The organism is Citrobacter sp. MGH100 (assembly GCF_001034465.1).
In the GTDB taxonomy this organism is placed as follows: Bacteria; Pseudomonadota; Gammaproteobacteria; order Enterobacterales; family Enterobacteriaceae; genus Citrobacter; species Citrobacter youngae.
Genome location: NZ_KQ089800.1, coordinates 381,303 through 402,925, shown reverse-complemented (window position 1 = coordinate 402,925; position 21,623 = coordinate 381,303). Strand labels below are relative to the sequence as shown.

Annotated in this window: 24 protein-coding genes and 1 tRNA gene; 9 read left to right on the top strand and 16 right to left on the bottom strand. The window is 52.7% G+C overall.

The window, feature by feature from the left end; translation table 11 throughout:
• Positions 1-28: 28 nt before the first annotated feature.
• Both SK32_RS01890 and rplY read left to right on the top strand, forming a co-directional pair.
• A complete protein-coding gene (locus SK32_RS01890; protein WP_048211136.1) occupies positions 29-1,789 on the top strand; it encodes a DNA repair helicase RadD in 1,761 nt (586 codons plus the stop codon).
• Positions 1,790-1,913: 124 nt separating this feature from the next.
• Entirely contained in the window at positions 1,914-2,198 is a 285-nt protein-coding gene (gene rplY / locus SK32_RS01885) for a 50S ribosomal protein L25 (RefSeq protein ID WP_003027502.1), read from the top strand.
• Positions 2,199-2,318: 120 nt separating this feature from the next.
• Here the strand turns inward: rplY and yejK are convergent, their stop codons facing one another.
• Positions 2,319-3,326 (bottom strand): nucleoid-associated protein YejK, encoded by a 1,008-nt coding sequence (yejK, locus tag SK32_RS01880; RefSeq protein ID WP_003027504.1) that lies wholly within the window; start codon positions 3,324-3,326, stop codon positions 2,319-2,321.
• Between the two features lie 134 nt (positions 3,327-3,460).
• On the opposite strand from yejK, the gene SK32_RS01875 reads away from it, so the two are divergent.
• The 7 genes from SK32_RS01875 to narP all read left to right on the top strand — a co-directional run bounded on the left by SK32_RS01875 (position 3,461) and on the right by narP (position 8,887).
• On the top strand, positions 3,461-3,688 hold the full coding sequence (locus SK32_RS01875) for a YejL family protein (protein WP_003027506.1): 228 nt from the start codon (positions 3,461-3,463) through the stop codon (positions 3,686-3,688).
• A gap of 31 nt (positions 3,689-3,719) precedes the next feature.
• Positions 3,720-5,480 carry an LPS biosynthesis-modulating metalloenzyme YejM gene (gene yejM, locus SK32_RS01870; RefSeq protein ID WP_048211135.1) on the top strand — a complete coding sequence of 587 codons (1,761 nt, stop codon included), beginning with the start codon at positions 3,720-3,722 and terminating at the stop codon, positions 5,478-5,480.
• A 74-nt stretch (positions 5,481-5,554) separates the two neighbouring features.
• Positions 5,555-5,631: transfer RNA gene (locus SK32_RS01865), tRNA-Pro, on the top strand.
• A gap of 722 nt (positions 5,632-6,353) precedes the next feature.
• Positions 6,354-6,917, top strand: coding sequence for a hypothetical protein (locus SK32_RS01860; RefSeq protein WP_048211134.1), 564 nt, complete (start codon positions 6,354-6,356; stop codon positions 6,915-6,917).
• Complete coding sequence (locus tag SK32_RS01855) at positions 6,914-7,246, top strand: putative T6SS immunity periplasmic lipoprotein (protein ID WP_048211133.1); 333 nt, start codon at positions 6,914-6,916, stop codon at positions 7,244-7,246. The genes SK32_RS01860 and SK32_RS01855 overlap by 4 nt, the downstream gene beginning before the upstream one ends.
• A gap of 2 nt (positions 7,247-7,248) precedes the next feature.
• Positions 7,249-7,722: an Hcp family type VI secretion system effector gene (locus tag SK32_RS01850; protein WP_048211132.1), complete on the top strand. Its 474-nt coding sequence runs from the start codon at positions 7,249-7,251 to the stop codon at positions 7,720-7,722.
• A gap of 517 nt (positions 7,723-8,239) precedes the next feature.
• Entirely contained in the window at positions 8,240-8,887 is a 648-nt protein-coding gene (gene narP, locus SK32_RS01845) for a nitrate/nitrite response regulator protein NarP (RefSeq protein ID WP_048211131.1), read from the top strand.
• Positions 8,888-8,988: 101 nt separating this feature from the next.
• Here the strand turns inward: narP and SK32_RS01840 are convergent, their stop codons facing one another.
• The 15 genes from SK32_RS01840 to napF form a co-directional block, all read right to left on the bottom strand.
• The gene (locus SK32_RS01840; RefSeq protein ID WP_048211130.1) at positions 8,989-10,038 is read right to left on the bottom strand and encodes a cytochrome c-type biogenesis protein CcmH; all 1,050 of its coding nucleotides are present in this window, start codon (positions 10,036-10,038) and stop codon (positions 8,989-8,991) included.
• On the bottom strand, positions 10,035-10,592 hold the full coding sequence (dsbE, locus tag SK32_RS01835; RefSeq protein WP_048211129.1) for a thiol:disulfide interchange protein DsbE: 558 nt from the start codon (positions 10,590-10,592) through the stop codon (positions 10,035-10,037). The genes SK32_RS01840 and dsbE overlap by 4 nt, the downstream gene beginning before the upstream one ends.
• Positions 10,589-12,544, bottom strand: a complete 1,956-nt coding sequence (locus SK32_RS01830) for a heme lyase CcmF/NrfE family subunit (RefSeq protein ID WP_048211128.1) — start codon at positions 12,542-12,544, stop codon at positions 10,589-10,591. The genes dsbE and SK32_RS01830 overlap by 4 nt, the downstream gene beginning before the upstream one ends.
• The gene (gene ccmE / locus SK32_RS01825; protein WP_005129319.1) at positions 12,541-13,020 is read right to left on the bottom strand and encodes a cytochrome c maturation protein CcmE; all 480 of its coding nucleotides are present in this window, start codon (positions 13,018-13,020) and stop codon (positions 12,541-12,543) included. Before ccmE ends, SK32_RS01830 begins: the two co-directional genes overlap by 4 nt.
• Positions 13,017-13,229 carry a heme exporter protein CcmD gene (gene ccmD / locus SK32_RS01820; protein WP_005129320.1) on the bottom strand — a complete coding sequence of 71 codons (213 nt, stop codon included), beginning with the start codon at positions 13,227-13,229 and terminating at the stop codon, positions 13,017-13,019. Before ccmD ends, ccmE begins: the two co-directional genes overlap by 4 nt.
• Positions 13,226-13,963, bottom strand: coding sequence for a heme ABC transporter permease (locus SK32_RS01815; RefSeq protein WP_008785297.1), 738 nt, complete (start codon positions 13,961-13,963; stop codon positions 13,226-13,228). Before SK32_RS01815 ends, ccmD begins: the two co-directional genes overlap by 4 nt.
• Before the next feature lie 76 nt (positions 13,964-14,039).
• The gene (gene ccmB / locus SK32_RS01810) at positions 14,040-14,699 is read right to left on the bottom strand and encodes a heme exporter protein CcmB (RefSeq protein ID WP_005129323.1); all 660 of its coding nucleotides are present in this window, start codon (positions 14,697-14,699) and stop codon (positions 14,040-14,042) included.
• Positions 14,696-15,313, bottom strand: coding sequence for a cytochrome c biogenesis heme-transporting ATPase CcmA (ccmA, locus tag SK32_RS01805; protein WP_086523394.1), 618 nt, complete (start codon positions 15,311-15,313; stop codon positions 14,696-14,698). Before ccmA ends, ccmB begins: the two co-directional genes overlap by 4 nt.
• 13 nt (positions 15,314-15,326) lie before the next feature.
• Positions 15,327-15,929 carry a cytochrome c-type protein NapC gene (gene napC, locus SK32_RS01800; protein ID WP_005129332.1) on the bottom strand — a complete coding sequence of 201 codons (603 nt, stop codon included), beginning with the start codon at positions 15,927-15,929 and terminating at the stop codon, positions 15,327-15,329.
• Between the two features lie 9 nt (positions 15,930-15,938).
• Complete coding sequence (napB, locus tag SK32_RS01795; RefSeq protein WP_048212558.1) at positions 15,939-16,388, bottom strand: nitrate reductase cytochrome c-type subunit; 450 nt, start codon at positions 16,386-16,388, stop codon at positions 15,939-15,941.
• Between the two features lie 132 nt (positions 16,389-16,520).
• The gene (gene napH / locus SK32_RS01790; RefSeq protein WP_048211126.1) at positions 16,521-17,372 is read right to left on the bottom strand and encodes a quinol dehydrogenase ferredoxin subunit NapH; all 852 of its coding nucleotides are present in this window, start codon (positions 17,370-17,372) and stop codon (positions 16,521-16,523) included.
• On the bottom strand, positions 17,359-18,054 hold the full coding sequence (gene napG / locus SK32_RS01785; protein WP_048211125.1) for a ferredoxin-type protein NapG: 696 nt from the start codon (positions 18,052-18,054) through the stop codon (positions 17,359-17,361). The genes napH and napG overlap by 14 nt, the downstream gene beginning before the upstream one ends.
• 6 nt (positions 18,055-18,060) lie before the next feature.
• A complete protein-coding gene (gene napA, locus SK32_RS01780) occupies positions 18,061-20,547 on the bottom strand; it encodes a nitrate reductase catalytic subunit NapA (RefSeq protein ID WP_048211124.1) in 2,487 nt (828 codons plus the stop codon).
• Positions 20,544-20,807, bottom strand: a complete 264-nt coding sequence (gene napD / locus SK32_RS01775; RefSeq protein WP_048211123.1) for a chaperone NapD — start codon at positions 20,805-20,807, stop codon at positions 20,544-20,546. The genes napA and napD overlap by 4 nt, the downstream gene beginning before the upstream one ends.
• Positions 20,797-21,288, bottom strand: a complete 492-nt coding sequence (napF, locus tag SK32_RS01770) for a ferredoxin-type protein NapF (RefSeq protein ID WP_048211122.1) — start codon at positions 21,286-21,288, stop codon at positions 20,797-20,799. The genes napD and napF overlap by 11 nt, the downstream gene beginning before the upstream one ends.
• Positions 21,289-21,623: the final 335 nt, after the last annotated feature.

The window sequence follows — 21,623 nt, the reverse complement described above, 5'->3', positions numbered from 1 at the left end:
ACGCGAGACTGTTACATATTGTGAGCCCATGATTTTTACTCTTCGTCCTTACCAAAAAGAAGCCGTGGATGCCACGCTCAACCATTTTCGCCATCACCGTACTCCGGCAGTTATCGTCCTCCCCACAGGCGCAGGCAAAAGCCTGGTGATTGCCGAGCTGGCCCGCGTGGCGCGGGGTCGCGTACTGGTACTGGCGCACGTCAAAGAGCTGGTCGCGCAAAACCATGCGAAATATTGTGCGCTGGGGCTGGAAGCCGATATTTTTGCCGCAGGCCTGAAGCGTAAAGAGAGCCATGGGAAAGTGGTATTTGGCAGCGTACAGTCGGTAGCGCGTAATCTGGACGCCTTTCAGGGAGAATTCTCCCTGCTTATCGTCGATGAATGCCATCGCATTGGCGATGATGAAGAGAGTCAGTATCAGCAAATCCTCACTCACCTGACCAAAGTAAATCCTCACTTACGCCTGCTCGGACTTACCGCCACACCTTTTCGTTTGGGCAAAGGCTGGATTTATCATTTTCATTATCACGGAATGGTGCGCGGCGATGAAAAAGCACTGTTTCGCGACTGCATTTATGAATTACCGCTGCGCTACATGATTAAACACGGCTACCTGACGCAGCCAGAACGCCTCGACATGCCGGTAGTGCAATATGACTTCAGCCGCCTGCAGGCGCAAAGTAACGGCCTGTTTAGCGAAGCGGACCTGAATCAGGAGCTGAAAAAGCAGCAGCGAATAACGCCGCATATCATCAGCCAGATTGTCGAGTTTGCTCAGACACGCAAAGGGGTAATGATTTTCGCCGCTACCGTTGAGCACGCCAAAGAGATAGTCGGCCTGCTGCCTGCTGATGATGCGGCGCTTATCACCGGGGACACGCCTGGCGCTGAACGCGACGTGTTGATTGAAGAGTTCAAAGCCCAACGTTTTCGCTATCTGGTGAATGTGTCGGTCCTGACCACTGGCTTCGATGCCCCGCACGTCGACCTTATCGCCATTCTGCGCCCGACCGAGTCAGTTAGCCTTTACCAACAAATCGTTGGACGAGGGTTGCGCCTGGCGCCGGGTAAAACCGACTGTCTGATCCTTGATTACGCCGGGAATCCGCACGATCTGTACGCCCCGGAAGTGGGTGCGCCGAAAGGGAAAAGCGACAACGTTCCGGTACAGGTGTTCTGTCCTGCCTGCGGCTTTGCCAACACCTTCTGGGGCAAAACAACGGCCGACGGCACGCTGATTGAGCACTTTGGCCGCCGCTGTCAGGGATGGTTTGAAGATGATGACGGCCATCGCGAACAGTGCGATTTTCGTTTCCGTTTTAAAAACTGCCCGCAGTGCAACGCGGAAAATGACATCGCCGCCCGCCGTTGTCGGGAGTGCGACACGGTACTGGTTGACCCGGATGACATGCTGAAAGCCGCGCTCAGGCTTAAAGATGCGCTGGTTCTGCGCTGCAGCGGGATGGCGCTACAAAATGGGCAGGATGAAAAAGGCGAATGGCTTAAAATTACCTATTACGATGAAGATGGCGCCGACGTCAGTGAACGCTTTCGCCTGCATACTCCTGCGCAGCGTACAGCCTTCGAGCAACTGTTTATTCGCCCGCACACCCGAACGCCCGGCATTCCCTTACGCTGGATAACCGCCGCCGATATCCTCGCCCAGCAGGCGCTGTTACGTCATCCTGATTTCGTGGTCGCGCGCATGAAAGGTCAGTACTGGCAGGTCCGTGAAAAGGTCTTCGATTATGAAGGACGCTTTCGTCGGGCACATGAATTACGCGGTTAATCGTACTTTTGATTGATGTACCAGCCGTTTGAGTATAGAATCTCGCCCGCTTTTGCATACGCAAAGCAGATCACTTACCTGTTGCTGGGTCGCCTGTAGCAGGAATTATTAAAGAGAGATTTAAATGTTTACTATCAACGCTGAAGTACGTAAAGAGCAGGGTAAGGGTGCGAGCCGCCGCCTGCGTGCCGCTAACAAGTTCCCGGCAATCATCTACGGTGGCGCAGAAGCCCCGATTGCTATCGAACTGGATCACGATGCAGTTATGAACATGCAAGCTAAAGCTGAATTCTACAGCGAAGTTCTGACCATCGTTGTTGACGGTAAAGAAGTTAAAGTTAAAGCTCAGGCTGTACAGCGTCACCCGTTCAAGCCGAAGCTGTCTCACATCGACTTCGTTCGCGCGTAATCGCAAACAAGTTGAAGAAAAACCCCGCCAAGGCGGGGTTTTTTTATGGGATTTTGTAATCGATACTGATGGTTCTCGTCGACCGGATAAGGCCTTTACGCTCTCACCCGGCAAACGGTTTTATTTCCCGCCCGACGTGCGACGCTGCAGCTGGTCACGCAGGTTCGGCGGCGTACCTTTGATGGTCAAAGTATCTGTAGCCGGATCCCAGAAAATACGTTCACCCAGTAGCATGGCGTCGAAGTTGATGGTTAACCCACCGCCGCTTCCGGCAAATTTGGTTAACTGACGCAGCGTACTGCGATCTGCCGGGAAGCTCTCTTCCAGCTCGTAGCCTTTATCAGCGGTAAATTCGCTGAAGCTAACTTCACTGACGCCGGAAAGCTCTTTAGACAGCGACTCCAGCTCGATCTCTTCACCGGCTTGTAGCTGTTCGTTGCAGTAGCTGTACACCTGCTGACGCACGTTCTGGCGTTCAGCTTTATCGAGCTGCGCCTCGGCAGTAAAGTCATCGACCGCCTGCAGCAGGCCGCGGTTTTGCGCTTTGGCGTTCAGACCTTCGCTGGCACCGAGGAAATCCATAAAGAAATCGGCGACTTTGCGCCCTACCCGCCCTTTCAGGAACGTCAGATAGCGCGTGGACTCCGGGTTGGTTTCCCACTCGGTTAAATCAATACGCGCGACGATATCCGCATGATTGATATCCAGATAGTGCGTCGGGTTGATATCCAGATTTTCATTGACGCGCATGCTGCTTAAATTGTTCAGCACGGCGACCAACAGATACTCTACCGCCAGATAGCGGTAATGGCAGAACAGGACAATGCCGCCGTCGGCAAAAGGATATTTCGCCAGCTCGTCCCGCAAGCGTCCGGTCGCGGCACGACTAAATGCCAGAAAATCCTCTTCGCCCTGACGCTGTAAACGCAGCGTTTGTGCCAGTTCACTCTCTTCGCTAAACAGGCCATAAGCTTTATTCTTGGCGCTATATACCCGATGCAGCTCAGCCATCATATCGACAACCGTCGCTGTCGGTTCCAGTAATGAATCGCGCAAGACCAGCTCAAGGTTCTGCTCGTCACGTTTGATAAGCTGGTGCAGGGCAATCTGGTTGATATCCAGACTCATGATAAACTCTCCTTTTAGACCGGGCGGTATTCAACCACCTGCCGGGCAGTGACGCAATAGAAGATAAAAAAGCAGAAAAAAAACTGTCTGTACGGTAATATGTTGCCCTTTCATGAACAGACTGATTTCGATTTATGCCACAAATTTCCCGCTATAGTGACGAACACGTTGAACAACTGCTGAATGAGATGCTCAACGTACTGGAAAAACATAAGGCGCCGACCGACCTTTCCCTGATGGTACTGGGAAATATGGTGACTAACCTTATCAATACAAGCATCGCACCGGCCCAGCGCCAGGCGATTGCCAACTCTTTTGCCCGCGCATTGCAGTCTTCGGTAAACGACGACCAAGCGCATTAAGAGCCTGCTCCGGGGAAACGAACAACAGTTTATGGTAACTCATCGTCAGCGCTACCGTGAGAAAGTCTCCCAGATGGTTAGCTGGGGGCACTGGTTTGCCTTGTTCAACATTCTGTTGGCCGTGGTACTCGGTAGCCGTTACCTGTTTGTCGCCGACTGGCCGACAACGCTTGCAGGTCGTATTTATTCCTATGTAAGCCTGGTCGGACATTTTAGTTTTCTGGTGTTTGCCACCTATCTGCTAATCCTGTTTCCCCTGACGTTTATCGTCATGTCCCAGAGGCTGATGCGATTCTTATCAGCTATTCTGGCGACGGTGGGCATGACGCTGTTGCTAATCGACAGCGAAGTTTTCACCCGCTTCCATCTGCACCTCAACCCGATCGTCTGGGAACTGGTCATCAACCCTGACCAGAATGAAGCGGCGCGTGACTGGCAACTGATGTTTATCAGCGTGCCAGTGATTCTGTTAATTGAAATGCTGTTTGCGACCTGGAGCTGGCAAAAGCTGCGTAGCCTGACGCGTCGTCGCCACTTCGCCAAACCATTAGCCGCATTCTTCTTCATTTGCTTTATCGCCTCGCACGTGGTGTATATCTGGGCGGATGCCAATTTCTATCGCCCGATTACCATGCAGCGCGCAAATCTGCCGCTCTCCTACCCGATGACGGCGCGTAAGTTCCTGGAAAAACATGGTCTGCTGGATGCGCAAGAGTATCAGCGTCGCCTGATCGAGCAGGGGAATCCGGAAGCCGTTTCCGTGCAGTACCCGCTGAGCGAACTGCGCTATCGCGATATGGGCACCGGCCAGAACGTCTTGCTGATCACCGTCGACGGCCTGAACTATTCGCGCTTTGAAAAGCAGATGCCTGCGCTGGCTGAATTCGCCGGGCAGAATATCTCCTTTACGCGTCACATGAGCACTGGCAACACCACGGATAACGGGATTTTTGGCCTGTTCTACGGCGTCTCACCAAGCTACATGGATGGGATTTTATCGACCCGAACGCCTGCGGCGTTGATTTCCGCGCTGAACCAGCAGGGCTATCAGTTAGGGCTATTCTCCTCGGATGGCTTTACCAGCCCGCTTTATCGCCAGGCATTGCTGTCAGATTTCTCCATGCCAAGCGTGCAAACGCAATCTGACGAGCAAACTGCCAGCCAGTGGATTAACTGGCTGGGACGCTACGCGCAGGAAGATAACCGCTGGTTCTCCTGGGTATCCTTTAACGGGACGAACCTTGATGACAGCAATCAGAAGAACTTTGCCAAACTCTATGCCAGCGCAGCTCAGGATGTGGATGCCAACATCAACCGCGTTATTAGCGCCTTGCGCGACTCCGGCAAACTGAACAACACGGTAGTGATTATTACCGCAGGTCGGGGCGTGCCGCTGACGCAGGAAGAGAACAACTTTGCCTGGTCGCGAGGCCATCTGCAGGTTCCTCTGGTTATTCACTGGCCGGGAACGCCTGCGCAGCGCATCAATAGTCTGACCGATCATACGGACCTGATGACAACGCTGATGCAGCGCCTACTGCACGTCAGTACACCTGCTAACGAATACTCGCAGGGGCAGGATCTGTTCAATGCAACCCGCCGCCATTACTGGGTTACTGCCGCCGACGGCAGCACAATGGCCGTTACCACACCCGAGATGACGCTGGTGCTGAACAACAACGGTAATTATCAGACCTATAATTTGCGCGGCGAGAAAATAAAAGATCAGAAACCGCAGCTAAGTCTGCTGTTACAGGTTCTGACGGATGAGAAGCGATTTATTGCTAACTGATTAATTATAAATCAGTTAGCGAGACATGCTCTTGCATTCGTAGCGGAAAGCAGTAGTATTAGCAGCCATAGCGTCGGCACGTAGCGCAGCCTGGTAGCGCACCGTCATGGGGTGTCGGGGGTCGGAGGTTCAAATCCTCTCGTGCCGACCAAAAATCCCCAAAAAAAACCAACCCTTGCGGTTGGTTTTTTTATGCCTGTTTTCTGAACGGGGATTAATCGGGGGAAAAATCCCCAACGCAAAGCGTCGACTTCGCGGTAATATTTCAGCTATACACATCACCGGGAAGTCATCAACCTCGTTTATGAAAAAGGAATTTTGATGGTCTGCCCGGTGCAAAAGATATCCTGAAGCAATACTATTGTCAGAGAAAACGAATTTAAGAAACTCATCCTTTTGTTGCTTTTTCTGAAACAGTTGAGCTTCCCTTTCCACATCGCCATCATCTACCTATAGCTTACCCATTTCTGATGTCGTAGATAATTTCCCCACAATGGTCTTCAACCACAGACCACTTCGTATTAGCAACGTCAAATTTACAAAGTTGCTAAAGTAGCCAACCATCGACATAGCAAAGGCTGCTATTTTTAATTCACATCACTTATCGTTTTCTGTCCAGCCAAATACACCGTATACAGATCGCTTCCCTAAGTGAATGAAGCCGAAAATATTTCAAAGTCATACAGGAGCCTGCCCAATCATAATACCCTGCAATCACTTTGTAATGACAAGGCTGATTTATTCAGAAACCAGATGATTTATAGTAATTTAATTTTAAAGAATTCAGAATTTATCCCGGAAAGAAACATTCCCAATGCTTTAGGGTGGGAGTACGATTAGCGCATAAAACAATACAAACAATATGGATATGCTATGCCCGTAGACTGGACAATAAACCCCACGTCGGGAACTCCCATAGTCCCCGGAGGGGTCAGGCAACTTACAATAGGAGAGATTGCACTAGCCAGGACGCTGTTTGGTGGAAGTATTATCTATAGCAAGGTGTGGGTACACCTTGAAAGCTATCTCCCCTTCAATATGCAACCCGTAAATGTTGCCATGACGCCAAACGGTGAACTTTGGTTTAGAGAGGGAACTTATTCACCTGATTTCTCTTTGGAACGTGACATACAGAAAAAGCACAGATTCATGCATGAGATGGTTCACGCCTGGCAAGCACAGAAGGGAATGTTTGTTAGAACCAGAGGTTTGTTCTCTCGTTTCGCTGATTACAGTTACAGTTTAGATAAGGCTGATTTTCTTCATTACGGATTAGAACAGCAAGCATCAATAGCCAGTGATTATTGGTTACTTCTCACATATGGATTTAATAGTGGCACCTCATATTTATCTGTATACAGAGATTACAATCCTAATGAATCAGTTTATTCTTTAATATCAAAATACAAAGCTGTTATGAAAGGATTTCCCGGATGAAAAAATCAACTATTGTCCCCTTAATATTTCTTCTGTCAGGCTGCCCCGGTGGAGGTGTACCAGTTTCACAGCAACGTAGTGTTTTTAAACAAGGCGATACTATTTGCTTCACTGTAAATAAAACAGATGTTTTAGAGCGTTATAGTATCTACTATTCGCCTGGCAGGAAATATACAGTTATTAAAGCAGATAATGGAATCTCTCTAAAATATCCTGACACTTGTTTTAAAATTAAATTAAAGAACGGGTATATATATAATATATCTTATTCTCTCAATAATAAAAGCTATTCAGATTCATTCTTTATAGATAACGATGGAAACTATTAATCATGTCATTACCAGCTTATTTATTTTTATATGATGAAAACGGAATGCAGATTCCGGGAGATTGTTTATCCTTAGGCCGTGAAGGTGCTATAGAAGTCATGAATAGTAGTTACGGTGTTAGACAGCCTGTTGATAGCAACACTGGCAGCATGACAGGCTGTAGGCAGCATAATCCCGTAATTGTGCATAAGCAACTTGATAAAGTCAGCCCTTATCTAGCTGTAGCTGTTTGTGAAGGGAAGAGACTGCAAAAGGCAGTCATTAAATATTATGAGACTATAGAGGCAGGGATCGAAGTAGAGATTTATAATATTACTCTGGAAGATGTCGTTATATCCTCTGTAGATTTTACACATGTCTACTATCCCGGTAGTTCATCCCCTAATATGCATGAGGTAGTAGGTCTTAGATTCCGTGGCATTGAATGGAATTATGTTAGAGGAAATATTAAATACAATGATGCCTGGATTAAATGAGTAAAGAAAGAACAGCAGCAATAAATAAAGGAGCATCACGCGCCTTCTATTTCATCAATAAATTTTAAACTCAACAATATCAGAACGTGGGTAACTTTTTTGTACCTGGGTACCCATTTCTGATGAAGAACGACGGCTGATGTGTAAAGACGTACGGGTCGATCCTCAATGCTCCAGAATGTTACACCATAACCATTCGTGAACGTTGGTTCTCAATAAGGCGCTGTAACTATACATTACTGACAGAACCGTAACCGTATGCAGGATCGGCCGATTGCAGATACTGAAAAGTTATGCCATAGCCTGATCCCATTTTCCACCCACCCCCAGCACCCTCCCGGCTTCTTACCGTTCTTGAGCATCACATTGTCCAGGTATTCCCCTCTCTTCAGCACAGGTTTTACTACTTACCCATGCACAAATTGGGGTAAAATTTATCCTCTCATCAGCGCGATGAATCTGGACGATTGATGCGCTGAAAACAATAATGATACTAATAAAAACTCAGGAGAATAGTATGCCTGAAGCAACGCCTTTTCGGGTGCTGATTGTTGACGACCACCCACTGATGCGGCGAGGAATTAGTCAATTATTGCAGCTTGATCCCGCCTTTAACGTAGTCGCAGAAGCGGGTGATGGCGCCAGCGCTATCGACCTGGCGAACCGTCTGGACCTTGATGTGATCCTGCTGGATCTCAATATGAAAGGGATGAGCGGACTGGATACCCTGAATGCGCTGCGTCGGGACGGCGTCACCGCGCAAATTATTATTCTTACCGTATCGGATGCCGCCAACGATGTGTACGCTCTAATTGATGCCGGCGCGGATGGTTATTTGCTTAAAGACAGCGATCCTGAAGTCCTGCTGGAGGCTATTCGCAGTGGTGCCAAAGGTGGTAAAGCCTTTAGTACCCGCGTCAGCGAATATTTGCGCGAGCGCGACCTGTTTGGCGCCCAGGAAGATCCATTCAGCATTCTCACCGAACGCGAACTGGATGTGTTACATGAACTTGCTCAGGGACTGTCGAACAAACAGATTGCATCAGTGCTGAATATTTCTGAACAGACGGTGAAGGTGCATATTCGCAATCTACTGCGCAAACTCAACGTGCGTTCTCGTGTAGCTGCCACCATTCTATTTTTACAAACACGCGGCATGCAGTAATCAGATATTGCCCGATGGCGCTACGCTTATCGGGCCTACAAGTCACGTGCATCAATAGGCCGGATAAGACGCTTTGCGTCGCCATCCGGCATCTTACACTCTTACTTCTCCTGCGGCGTTAGCTGCTCCATCGCCTGCTTAATGCTGCGTTCTATCACCGCCCGACGGGTATCATTAGCCGGTAATAATTTCAGCATCATCTCCCACGCCGCAACCGCCTCGCCAAAGCGCTGCTGTTCAAAAGCGTTGAACGCATACATGCTTAGAACCCGCACGTTGGCATGTTCGCCGCGTACCAACTGGCGTAGAAGCTCCCCTCCCCGACGGTTATCGTCAGGATCGGAGGAACGGGTCAGCGCTTCCGCATAGCCCAGCGCAGCATCGCTGTTTTTCGGATCCAGTCGATAAGCATTAGCATAGGCTTCAGTGGCCGTACTGGCGTTACCAAGTACCATGCCAATGCGCCCAAGCATGATCCAACCTTCAACGTTGGCAGGATCGGCTTGTAAGCGGGTGCGCAGACCCAACGCCAGACGCGTCATATCTTCTTCATTGAGCGGATCAGCTTTTGGATCCAACGCCCGCTCCAGCAGCGCCGGAGCCTGAGCGGTAGCCTGTTGCCAGACCTGAACCTGCTTATAGTTGCCGGTTTCATAATAGCTCACTGCGCCAACCCCCAGCGCCACCACGATGCCGGGCACAAACAACCCGAACCCACCGCGCTTGCCATCCGGGATAACGTCGTCAGGAAACGCTTCCTGTTTCACCCGGACACGTCGGCGAGTACGGGCGAAAATAATCCAGCCACCCAGACCAATCGCGACCACCGGCATCACCCACAGCAGCACGGTCAGCGGCGTCAATGGCGGATCGTAAGTGACGAAGTTGCCGTAGCGCGCCACCATGTAATCGACAATTTCTTTCTGGCTTTTTCCTTCCTGCATCAGTTCGTACACTTTCTGGCGCAGGTCGGTGGCAATCATCGAGTTAGAATCAGCAATGCTGTTGTTCTGACATTTAGGACAGCGCAGTTGTTCGGTAAGCTGGCGGAACTGCTGTTCCTGCGCCTCATCTTTGAACTGCATCACGTCAATAGTGGCCAGCGCCGATCCCGAGATAACCAGCATCAGCAGGCCCAGAAAGAACCTCATTGCGTAGCCTCCTTACTGTATTTATCCCACAATGGTTTGATCTCGCTCTCCCACACCCTGGCGTTTAAGTCGCCGGCATGGCGATAGCGAATAATGCCTTTACCGTCGATCAGGAATGTTTCCGGCGCGCCGTACACGCCAAGATCCAGACCAAGCATCCCGTCGCCGTCAAACAGGCTTAGCGCATATGGATTACCCAGCTCTTTCAACCAGACGATGGCTTTCTGACGGTCATCTTTATAGTTCAGACCCACCACCCGAATTCCCTGTGCAGAAAGCTGGTTCAAATACTGATGCTCAGCACGACAGGTCGGACACCAGGTCGCCCAGACGTTCAGCAATACCGGTTTGCCCTGCGTCAGCACATCGGCCTGATAATGCTGACCCGGATTTTCCAGCGATTCGAGGCGGAATGTTGGCACCGGTTTGCCAATCAGCGCCGATTCCAGATTCGTGGGATCGTCACCCTGCGCGTTACGCGCTAACTGCCACAGCAGCGCCGCCGCAATGATAAGAAAAATAATAAACGGAATTAACAGTGCGTTGCGCTTCATACAGCCTCCGACGCATTTTTTTGCACCGCAGCGCGAGGACGCGTGCGCTGGCGATAGCGTGGATCAAACAGGCAGAACAATCCGCCCAGCGCCATCAGCAATCCTCCGGCCCAAATCCAGCGAATAAACGGTTTATAGTACAGACGTACAGCCCATGCGCCGTTATCCAGCTCTTCGCCCAGCGCAGCGTACAGGTCACGCGTGAATCCGCCGTCAATTGCCGCTTCAGTCATCATTGAACTGGTGCTGTTGTAAAAGCGTTTTTCCGCATGCAGCGTCGCTTCCGGCTTGCCGTCACGGGTAACACCAATCACGGCCACGCCCCCCCGGTAGTTAGGTCCGGTAATATCTTTTACTTCGCGGAAAGTGAACTGATAATCATGGATACTGACGCTATCGCCCGCCTTCATGCGCACATCACGTTCAACGCTGTAGTTCTGGCTAAAGGCAATACCGACGATGGTAACAGCCAGTCCTATGTGACCTGAAACCATGCCCCAGTAGCTCGGCGTCAGCTTCGTGCCGCGCGAAATACGCAGGAACGCCTCGGACATCGCCAGCACGAATATCCAGCATGCCATTGCCATACCCACGACCGTCATGGCAGCGATGCGGTCTTCAAACAGCCACGGCAGCAGCAGCGACAGTACCAGCGTGGTGACAAACGCGACAATCAGTAGCGTTTTCAGCTTACGCGGTCGGTCACGGCCCCAGCGCACTAATGGTCCAATCCCCAGCAACAGTGCGAACGGTGCCATCAGCCAGGTAAACATGGTGTTGAAGAACGGCTCGCCAATCGAAATACTGCCCAACCCGAGCTGTTTGTGCACCAGCGGCAACAACGTACCCAGGAGCACCACCAGCATGGCGGCAATCAGCAGAACGTTATTCCCCAGCAGCAGAGATTCACGCGACCACAGCGCGTTATTAACCCGCGAGCGGACCTTGTGACCGCGCACTGCAAACAGCAGCAGGGAGCCACCAATCACCAGCACCATGAAGGCCAGAATAAACATGCCGCGCGACGGATCGGAGGCAAAGGCATGCACCGACACCAACACGCCAGAGCGCACCAGGAAAGTCCCCAACAGGCAAAGCGAGAAGGCGCAGATTGACAGCAGCAGCGTCCAGGCTTTAAAGCTGGCGCGCTGTTCGGTCACTGACAGCGAGTGCATCAGCGCAGTCCCCACCAGCCACGGCATAAACGACGCGTTCTCTACCGGGTCCCAGAACCACCAACCGCCCCAGCCCAGTTCGTAATAGGCCCACGCAGACCCGAGCACAATACCCAGCGTCAAAAAGACCCACGCCGCCAGCGTCCACGGACGCGAAAAACGGGCGAAGGTACTGTCCAGTCGGCCACTCATCAACGCGGCAATCGCAAAAGCAAACGCCACGGAGAAACCGACATAACCCATGTACAGCAATGGTGGGTGGAAAATAAGCCCAGGATCCTGCAACAGCGGATTCAGGTCGCGGCCTTCAATAGGAAAATCTGGCAACGTGCGGGCAAACGGATTGGAAGTAAACAGGATAAACAGCAGGAAGCCAACGCTGACCATGCCCATCACCGCCAGTACGCGGGCGACGATATCCAGCGGCATCCGCTGGCTGAACAGCGCCACAGCGAACGTCCAGCCGCTCATCAGCAACACCCACAGCAACAATGAGCCTTCATGCGCGCCCCATGTCGCGGCGACGCGATACCAGACCGGAAGTTGCGTATTGGAGTTGCTGGCGACATAGGTCACGGTAAAGTCATTAACCACGAAGGCGTTTACCAGCACCAGAAACGCACCCATCACACAGATAAACAACACCCAGGCAAAGGGTCGCGCAGAGGCCATCATCCGGACATCGCCACGCGCAACACCCCACAGCGGATAAACCGACAGCAACAGTGCAACGCCAAGCGCAAGGCACAACAGCGCGTTGCCAATTTCAGGCATCATGACGTTTTATCCTTATAAACACTTTCCGGACGACGATGGTTTTCCTGCATCGCTTTTTCGACTTCCGGCGGGGTGTAATTTTCATCATGCTTGGCAAGGACCTCTTTGGCCTGCACATGATTTCCCTGATCCAGTTCTCCCTGAACAACGACGCCCTGCCCTTCACGGAACAGATCCGGCAGGATACCTTCATAGGTCACATCCACCACGCCTTCGGCGTCATAGATGCTGAAGTTAACTTTCAGCGACTGCGGGTCGCGCTTCACACTGCCCGGCATAACCATACCGCCAACGCGCAGGCGTTGACCGACTTCCGGCATCTGCTGAGTTTCGCGCTTGCCGTAGAGTATTTCTCCCGGCGTATAGAACAGATCGATATTGGAACGCAGCGCATAGAGCACCAGCGTGATGGTCAAAGCCAGGCCCGCCAGCACCGCACAGGCTATCCATAGCCGATTTTTACGTCGAATATTCACGCCGCCTCCCGTTGCACTTGCGCTGCACGCATACGCGCTTCTCTCGCCCGCTGCTGCGCCACACCGCGTAAGATTGCGCGATGCTGTAGTGCAGAATGCAGCACCAGCACCAGCAACGGAATTACACTCATGGCCACGGCCAGCCAGACATATAAGGCGTAACCGCCCATCGCGAAAAAATCACTCCATGATGCAAATGCAGGGGTCATTGGCGGCCTCTTTTTAAGATCAGTTCGCTCACCCACGGGCGGCGTTTTTCCATCATCAAAATCAGGTTACGCATGCGCATCAGCGCCAGCGTGACAAACAGTAACAGGTAGCCGACGATCGCCAGACGCAGCGGCGTACGCATCGCCGGATCGATGCTTTGCTGCATGCGGGTAGAACCCTGATGCAGCGTATTCCACCACTCAACCGAGTAGTGGATAATCGGTAAGTTGACCACACCAATCAGCACCAGAATGCCGGCAGCGCGCCCCGCCAGGCGGCGGTCGTCAAAGGCATGCCACAGCGCAATGGCGCCAACGTAGAGAAACAGCAGCACCAGTTCAGAGGTGAGTCGGGCATCCCAGACCCACCAGGTTCCCCACATCGGTTTGCCCCATGCGGAACCTGTCACCAGCGCAATAAAGGTAAACACTGCACCAATCGGCGCCATCGCAGCCAGCGCCAGATTGGCCATTTTCATCTGCCAGACCAGGCCGATAAACGCGGCAACAGCCATCGAGGCGTAAATGCCCATCGACCAGATTGCCGCCGGAACGTGCAGATAAATAATGCGATAACTCTGCCCCTGCTGATAGTCTGCAGGCGCAAAACCAAAGCCCCAGCCCCATCCCGTTATCAGTACCACCGCGCTGGCAATCGCCAGCCACGGGATAAACCAGCCACAGATCTGATAGAGCCGAGGGGGCATCGCCAATTGATGAAGTGTTTTCCACATAGTTCAGTCACCAGACTCCATAAATTAAAATCCGTTGTGCCGGAGCGCCTTGCCCGGCCTGCACATCTAATTCTCGTTACTGCACGCTTATCCGTAACGCCGCGGCTGTGGCAAACGGGCTTAACGTGGCGCTGCCGACCAGCAACGCACCCAGAATCGCCATGTACCCTTCAACGGGTAAGTGCATCGAGGCGGCGTCCATCGCAGCGGTCGCAAAAATCAACAATGGAATGGTTAGCGGGAGTACCAGCACGCTCAACAGCACGCCACCGCGTTTTAACCCCACCGTCAATCCCACGCCCGGTGCGCCGAGAAAACCCAGCGTCGGCGTTCCAAGCAGCAACGTCAGCGCCATAATTTGCCAACCGTACATATCCATTCCCAGCAGCAATGCCACCAGCGGCGAGAGGATCAGCAGCGGCAAACCGGTTACAACCCAGTGCGCCATCACCTTCGCCAGCACCACGGCCGGTAGCGGCAATGGCAGCAGCATCAATTGTTCGAGGCTGCCATCCTGTAAGTCATCCCGGAATAAACGTTCCAGCGCCAGTAATGAGGCCAGCAATGCGGCAACCCAGATAATGCCCGGTGCGATGCGCGCCAGCAGCTGTGGCTCCGGCCCAATGCTCAGAGGGAACAACGTGATAACGATCAGGAAAAACCATAACGGATTGGCGATCTCTGCACTATGACGGAACGCAACCCGCAGTTCTAAACGGAAGATTTGCCACATCATTGCGCGGCCCTCTCGCTGGTCAGCGCAATACGTCGAACTTTATCGGTCTCAACACCCAGAGGCTGGTGCGTTGTAAGGATCACAATACCACCCTGCTCTGTATGCTGTGCCATGCGCTGGGTCAGTCGCTCAACGCCGTGCACATCAATTGCCGTAAAGGGTTCATCGAGGATCCACAGTCGCGCGCGGGTCAGCCAGAGGCGAGCCAGTGCCACGCGCCGCTGTTGTCCGGCGGAGAGTTGATTAACAGGAATATCTTCATATCCGGCAAGCCCTGCCTGCGCCAGTGCCGCCAGACAGTCGCCATCGTGATGGAAAAATCGCAGATTCTCCAACGCCGAAAGCCGGGTTTTTATCCCCGGCTGATGTCCGATCCACAGTAGTTCCTGATGGTAGCTGTCCCGCACCTGGTGCAGCGATTTCCCTTGCCAGCAAACCTCTCCGGCATCAGGACGAGCCAGCCCGGTAAGCAACCGCAGCAGGGTGGTTTTCCCTGCGCCATTGCTCCCGGTAATTTGTACCCATTCCCCTGCATTGACGCGAAATGACAGATCGCTAAACAGTATTCTGTCATCTCGCTCGCAGAGCAGTTCTCTGGCCTCAAGCATCCTGATTATTTACATCCTGTTAAAAGCCCGGTTTGACTTCGCGCATATCAGGCAGTTTGTGCGCTATCCCTTTATGGCAGTCAATACAGGTTTGCCCTTCTTTCACGGCCTGATCATGCATTTTAGCCGCTACGCCTTTCTGGGCGGTTAAATCCATAAACTCGAAGTTGTGACAGTTCCGACACTCTTGCGAATTATTGTCTTTCATACGCCGCCATTCATTTTGCGCCATCGATAAACGGTGGTCTTCAAATTTTTGCGGTGTATCTATTAACCCCAGTGCTTTCGCGTACAGCTCCTTGCTGGCCTTGATTTTGCGGATCATTTTCGGCCCCCACTCATGAGGGACGTGGCAATCAGGGCAAGTCGCGCGCACACCGCTGCGGTTGTTGTAGTGTACGGTTTCCATGTATTCCTGGTATACCGTGTTGCGCATTTCGTGACAGCTAATGCAGAACTCTTCAGTATTGGCCTTTTCCATACCGGTATTAAAGCCGCCCCAGAAAATAATGCCGCCCACAAAGCCGATTAACAACAGCGTGCCGAGCGCCAGACGGCTGGGGCGACGCCACCATTGCCAGACGCGCTTAATCCAGCCTGGTTTACGGTTAGAATTTTCCATAATGACCTCTTATTTCCCGTAACCTTTCGAGGGGGTGAAGGTATTTTCAACAATCGGCGCGGCGTCAGCCTGCGGGACATGACACTGCAGACAGAAGTAACGACGCGGGGCGACTTCAGCCAGTACCTTGCCGTTGCTGTCCATAAAGTGCGTCGGGCTGATGCGCGGTGCACCGGTGGTGCGGTAGCTTTCAACACCGTGACACTGCAGGCAACGGTTGGTATTGGTCGTCACCTGGTAACCGTCAACACTGTGCGGAACCATCGGTGGCTGATTCACATAATTCAGCGGCATACGCTCCTGCTCTTTCGGCATGCGAATCGCCCCTTCCTGTGTCCCTGAGACCTCCGGTGACTGGCTCAGATCCACTCCGTTTGCAGCCCAAACGGCCCCACTGACTACCAGGGCCAGCGCGGCTGTCCATTGACTCAGCGCTTTAATCAGGTCATGGCTTTTCATTGTTTCGCTCCCGAACTCCATCGCATTTACACTTCATCCTTTAAGCTGCCTCTTTGTTGGCTGCGCTCCGAAACCCCAGTCACATAGTTACTATGCTCCTGGGGAATTTCTCGCTTGCCGCCGCGATGCATCTCAAATGATTTTGTGTATCGTTATTGTAAAAACATCCTCAGAACAGACATCCACACAGCGACCGCAGGCCATGCAATCGCGACTGGTCACCTGCACCGGGCTTTGCTCATCCAGCACCGGCGCACGTAGCACATGCGGTTCCGGGCAAACATGAAAACAATCCATACAGCGGTTACATCTCTTACGTTCTTTTGCTGATACGGTTATTGCACCTTTACTGCCCAATGCGCCATACAGCGCACCCAGGGGGCAGAGATGTCCGCACCAGCCATGCTCAACGACCAGTAAATCAAATAAAAACAGCGCGAGAATAAGCAGCGCACCGCTGCCAAAGCCCATGACCAGGCTACGTCCCAGCAAAGAAACCGGGTTTATCCACTCCCACAGCAGCGTTCCTGTCAGGGCAGAACCGACCAGGATAACCACCAGCAGGACGTACCGTATATGGCGCGGCAGGGTCGCAGACTGATTCAGGTCAAACCTTCTGCGCAGCCAGCTCGCCAAATCAGTCACCGGATTCATCGGGCAGACCCAACTGCAAAACAGTCGCTTACCTGCAAGGGCATACAGAACCGTAATAATGGCGGCCCCTGTTAACGCGACTGTTGCTGGCAGGTGCCCGCTGGCCAGGCTTTGCAGGGTAATGAGTGGGTCGGTTAACGGAATGGTATCCAGCAACAGGCTGCTACTGTAATTACCATGCAGGATCCACACGCCAAGCCACGGACCGCTGAGGAACATCGCCAGAACCAGGAACTGGCTCAGGCGACGCAACACCAGCCAGCGATGGCTCTTCCACCACCCTTTTTTCGCTTGTGCTTCACGCCCCGCATCACGTTTACGATTTGCCATTGTTCCCCTCCAGCCAACCGAAGCGGTAATGGTGTCCTAACTCCCCTTTCGCCAGCGACAGCGGCAGCACTTTTATTGCCGGCTGCTCCAGTACGCAGACTTTTTCGCATTTCCCACAGCCAGTACAGGCATCGCTGTGCACGGTCGGAATAAACCGCGCATGCTTACCAGTACGCATGTTGCGGTCCAGCTCCAGGGTGATAGCCTCATCGATTTTCGGGCACTCGCGATAGCAAACGTCGCAGCGTAGCCCCTGATAGTTGAGGCAGTTTTCGTGATCCAGCAGAACCGCCAGTCCCATACGCGAATCGTCAATGGATGCAATTTCCCTGTCCAACGCGCCGCTGGGGCAGACTTTGGCGCACGGAATGTCTTCACACATTTCGCAGGGGATGTCGCGAGCGACAAAATAGGGTGTTCCGGCCGCCAGCCCGGAGGCCAGCGTTGCCAGTTTCAGCGTGTCATACGGGCAGGCCTGGACGCACTGGCCACAGCGCACACAGGCGCTGGCAAATGCGTCTTCACTCAGAGCCCCAGGCGGGCGCAGCCGCACGCCGGTTGCGCGTGCGGTTTGCTGTTGCAACCCCAGCGCCACGCCAACGACAGCCAGCCCGCCTGCTGCGCGAACCATATCGCGCAGGAAGCGGCGGCGGCCATTTTGGGGTTTTGCTGACCGGGACATAACGCGTTACACCTTCGCCAGTTTCACAGCGCACTTCTTGAAATCCGTCTCTTTAGAGAGCGGATCCGTCGCATCCAGCGTCAGGTTGTTCACCAACTGTGCGGCGTCGAAGAACGGCATGTACACCAGCCCCTGAGGCGGACGGTTGCGGCCGCGTGTTTCAACAATCGAAATCACTTCACCACGACGGGATACCACTTTGACCTTGTCGCCACGGCGAAGATCGCGCGCTTTTGCATCCAGCGGATGGATAAACAGTACCGCCTCCGGGAACGCACGGTGCAGTTCCGGCACGCGGCGCGTCATGCTGCCAGTATGCCAGTGCTCCAGCACGCGACCGGTGGAGAGCCACAGATCGTATTCTTTATCCGGTGCTTCAGCCGCCGGTTCAAATGGCAGCGCGAAGATAACGGCTTTCCCATCCGGTTTGCCGTAGAACTTGTAGCTTTCTCCAGCCTTCACGTACGGATCGTTGCCTTCGCTGTAGCGCCACTGAGTCTCCTTACCATCGACCACTGGCCAGCGTAACCCGCGCGCCTTGTGGTAATCATCGAACGGTGCAAGATCGTGTCCGTGTCCGCGACCAAACCAGGCGTACTCTTCGAACAGACCTTTTTGCAGGTAGAAACCGAGTTCGCGAGATTCATCGTTCAGTTGATCTTCAGCCAGTTCGCTGACCGGGAATTTCGTTACTGCTGGCGTGGCGAACAGCACGTCATACAACGTCTTACCGCGCAGCTCGGGTTTCTTCGCCAGCAGTTCCTCCGGCCAGACGTCTTCCGTTTTGAATCGGCGGGCAAACTGCACCATCTGCCACAGGTCAGATTTCGCTTCACCCGGTGCTTTAATCTGCTGGCGCCAGAACTGAGTACGGCGCTCGGCGTTACCGTAAGCCCCTTCTTTCTCTACCCACATCGCTGTTGGCAGGATCAGGTCGGCAGCCAGAGCACTGACCGTCGGGTACGGATCGGAAACGATGATAAAGTTGCGCGGATCGCGCCAGCCAGGCATACGCTCTTCGTTGATGTTCGGCCCAGCCTGCATGTTGTTGTTACACATCACCCAGTAGACATTGAGCTTGCCATCTTTCAGTGCGCGGTCCTGCGCCACAGCATGCAGACCGATTTTCGCCGGAATGGTCCCCGCCGGAATATTCCAGTGTTTTTCACAGATATCGCGGTGTTTCTCGTTCGTCACCACCATATCCGCAGGCAGACGGTGAGAGAAGGTCCCGACTTCACGCGCGGTACCACAAGCGGAAGGCTGACCCGTCAGCGAGAATGGGCCGCAGCCTGGCTGAGAAATTTTACCGGTCAGCAGGTGCAGGTTATAGACAAGGTTGTTAGCCCATACGCCACGGGTATGCTGGTTAAAGCCCATCGTCCAGTAGGAGATGACTTTCTTCTTAGGATCGGCATACAACTGCGCCAGCTGTTCCAGCTGATCTTTTGGCACGCCAGTCATTTCTGCAGTTTTATCCAGCGTATACTCCGCAACAAACGCTTTGTACTCTTCAAAACTGATCGGTTCCGAGGCATCGGAACCCGGGTTTTTCGCCGCTTTTTCCAGCGGATGGGTTGGACGCAGACCGTAGCCGATATCCGTTGCCCCTTTACGCAGGTTAACGTGCTTGCTAAAGAAGTCCTGGTTTATCGCATTGTTTTGAATGATATAGTTTGCGATGTAGTTGAGGATCACCAGGTCGCTTTGCGGCGTAAAGACGATGCCGTTATCCGCCAGCTCAAAGCTACGATGCTGGAAGGTAGAGAGAACGGCGACGTTGACGTTAGGATCGGACAGACGACGGTTAGTGATGCGCGACCACAGGATCGGGTGCATTTCCGCCATATTAGCGCCCCACAGGACGAAAGCATCCGCATGCTCGATATCGTCATAACAGCCCATCGGCTCATCCATACCAAAGGTACGCATAAAGCCCACAACGGCTGACGCCATGCAGTGACGCGCGTTCGGATCGATGTTGTTCGAACGGAAACCGGCTTTGAACAGTTTTGCGGCAGCGTAGCCTTCCCAGATGGTCCACTGACCGGAGCCAAACATACCAATAGCGTCTGGCCCTTTCTCTTTCAGAGAGGTTTTAAATTTCTCTTCCATCACATCAAAGGCCTGGTCCCAGCTAATCGGGGTGAATTCGCCTTCTTTGTGATATTTGCCGTCTTTCATGCGCAGCATCGGCTGCGTTAAACGGTCTTTTCCGTACATGATTTTCGGCAGGAAGTAACCTTTGATGCAGTTGAGCCCACGGTTAACCGGCGCATCCGGGTCACCCTGACATGCCACAACACGCCCTTGTTGAGTGCCTACCAATACGCCACAACCGGTACCGCAAAAACGGCACGGGGCTTTATCCCATTTGATCGCTTCTTGCTGACCGACTACCGCACGGGCTACGCCCGGCACGCTTAACCCGGCAGCCGCCGCAGCGGCCGCAACGGCGTTAGCTTTCATAAAGCTACGACGACTGAGTTTCATGGTGTTTCCTCACCTTGCTCATCCTGCTGGTGATAAACCAGCGACACCGCCAGCACGCCCGCAACGTTGCGCACTGACTCAATTGTTTTCATTAGCGTTTCACTGTGCTCTGCTTCCACCACCACAATCAGTTGACCGCTTTCCACATCGCTGAGAGCAACTTCGCAACCCGGAAACGAACGTAACTGCGTGGCGATATCGCTGATGTGCTGACTTTTGGCCTGAACGACCAGGCTGCAGACCTGCCAGTTAGTGTCCATGGTTGTACTCCGCATTAATGGCTGATACCGGACAGATAGCGACACACGCGCCGCATCCGTTACATGCCTGATTGTCGAGCTGTGGCTGATAAATACCGGACAGCGTGGGACGAAAGGTTATGGCCATGGGTTCACAGCTATCCTGACAGCGATGGCATTCAACGGACTGATGCGCGAGACAGTTGTCACCGATCGAAAAATTCAGATCCCATGCCCTGGTGTGGCGCGGAAGAAAAAGTGATTCGGGACAGGCCTCTGCGCAGGCGTAACAAAAGCTGCATTCGCCGTGTTTGAAATTTACGCTCGGGTAACCACCCTGGCCTCGCTGCAGGATGTCGGTTTCACACGCCTGGATGCAGGCGTCACAACGGAGGCAATGAGCCAGAAAATGTGAGTCTTCCATGCTCCACGGCGGACGAATCCCATTGCTGGCTTTACGCCAACTGCCTGTCAACATGCCTCGACGGGATAAATCAACCATGACATTGTCCTTCCATAATGACGCTCTCCCTCGGCGGGTTGAACGACAATAAAAAACGCACTATTTATGAGTAGTTATTTTTAGCCGTAAGATATTTCAGGATGTGTTTGAGGTGCATACCCCAATTGGGGTAAATGCTGTTGCCGGATCAAAAGAGTGTTGAGTTGGCGGGAAAAAGTGCGCTTTTGCTCACATTTCAATGAGTTATATAATAAATTATATAACGAAAACATGAAACAGAGAATAATCTCACAATTAAGATAATTCCTGGTATTTATCGCTACACAACTTATAAACATTTAATTAATGCACTTAAAATATAAGTAAATTTAGAT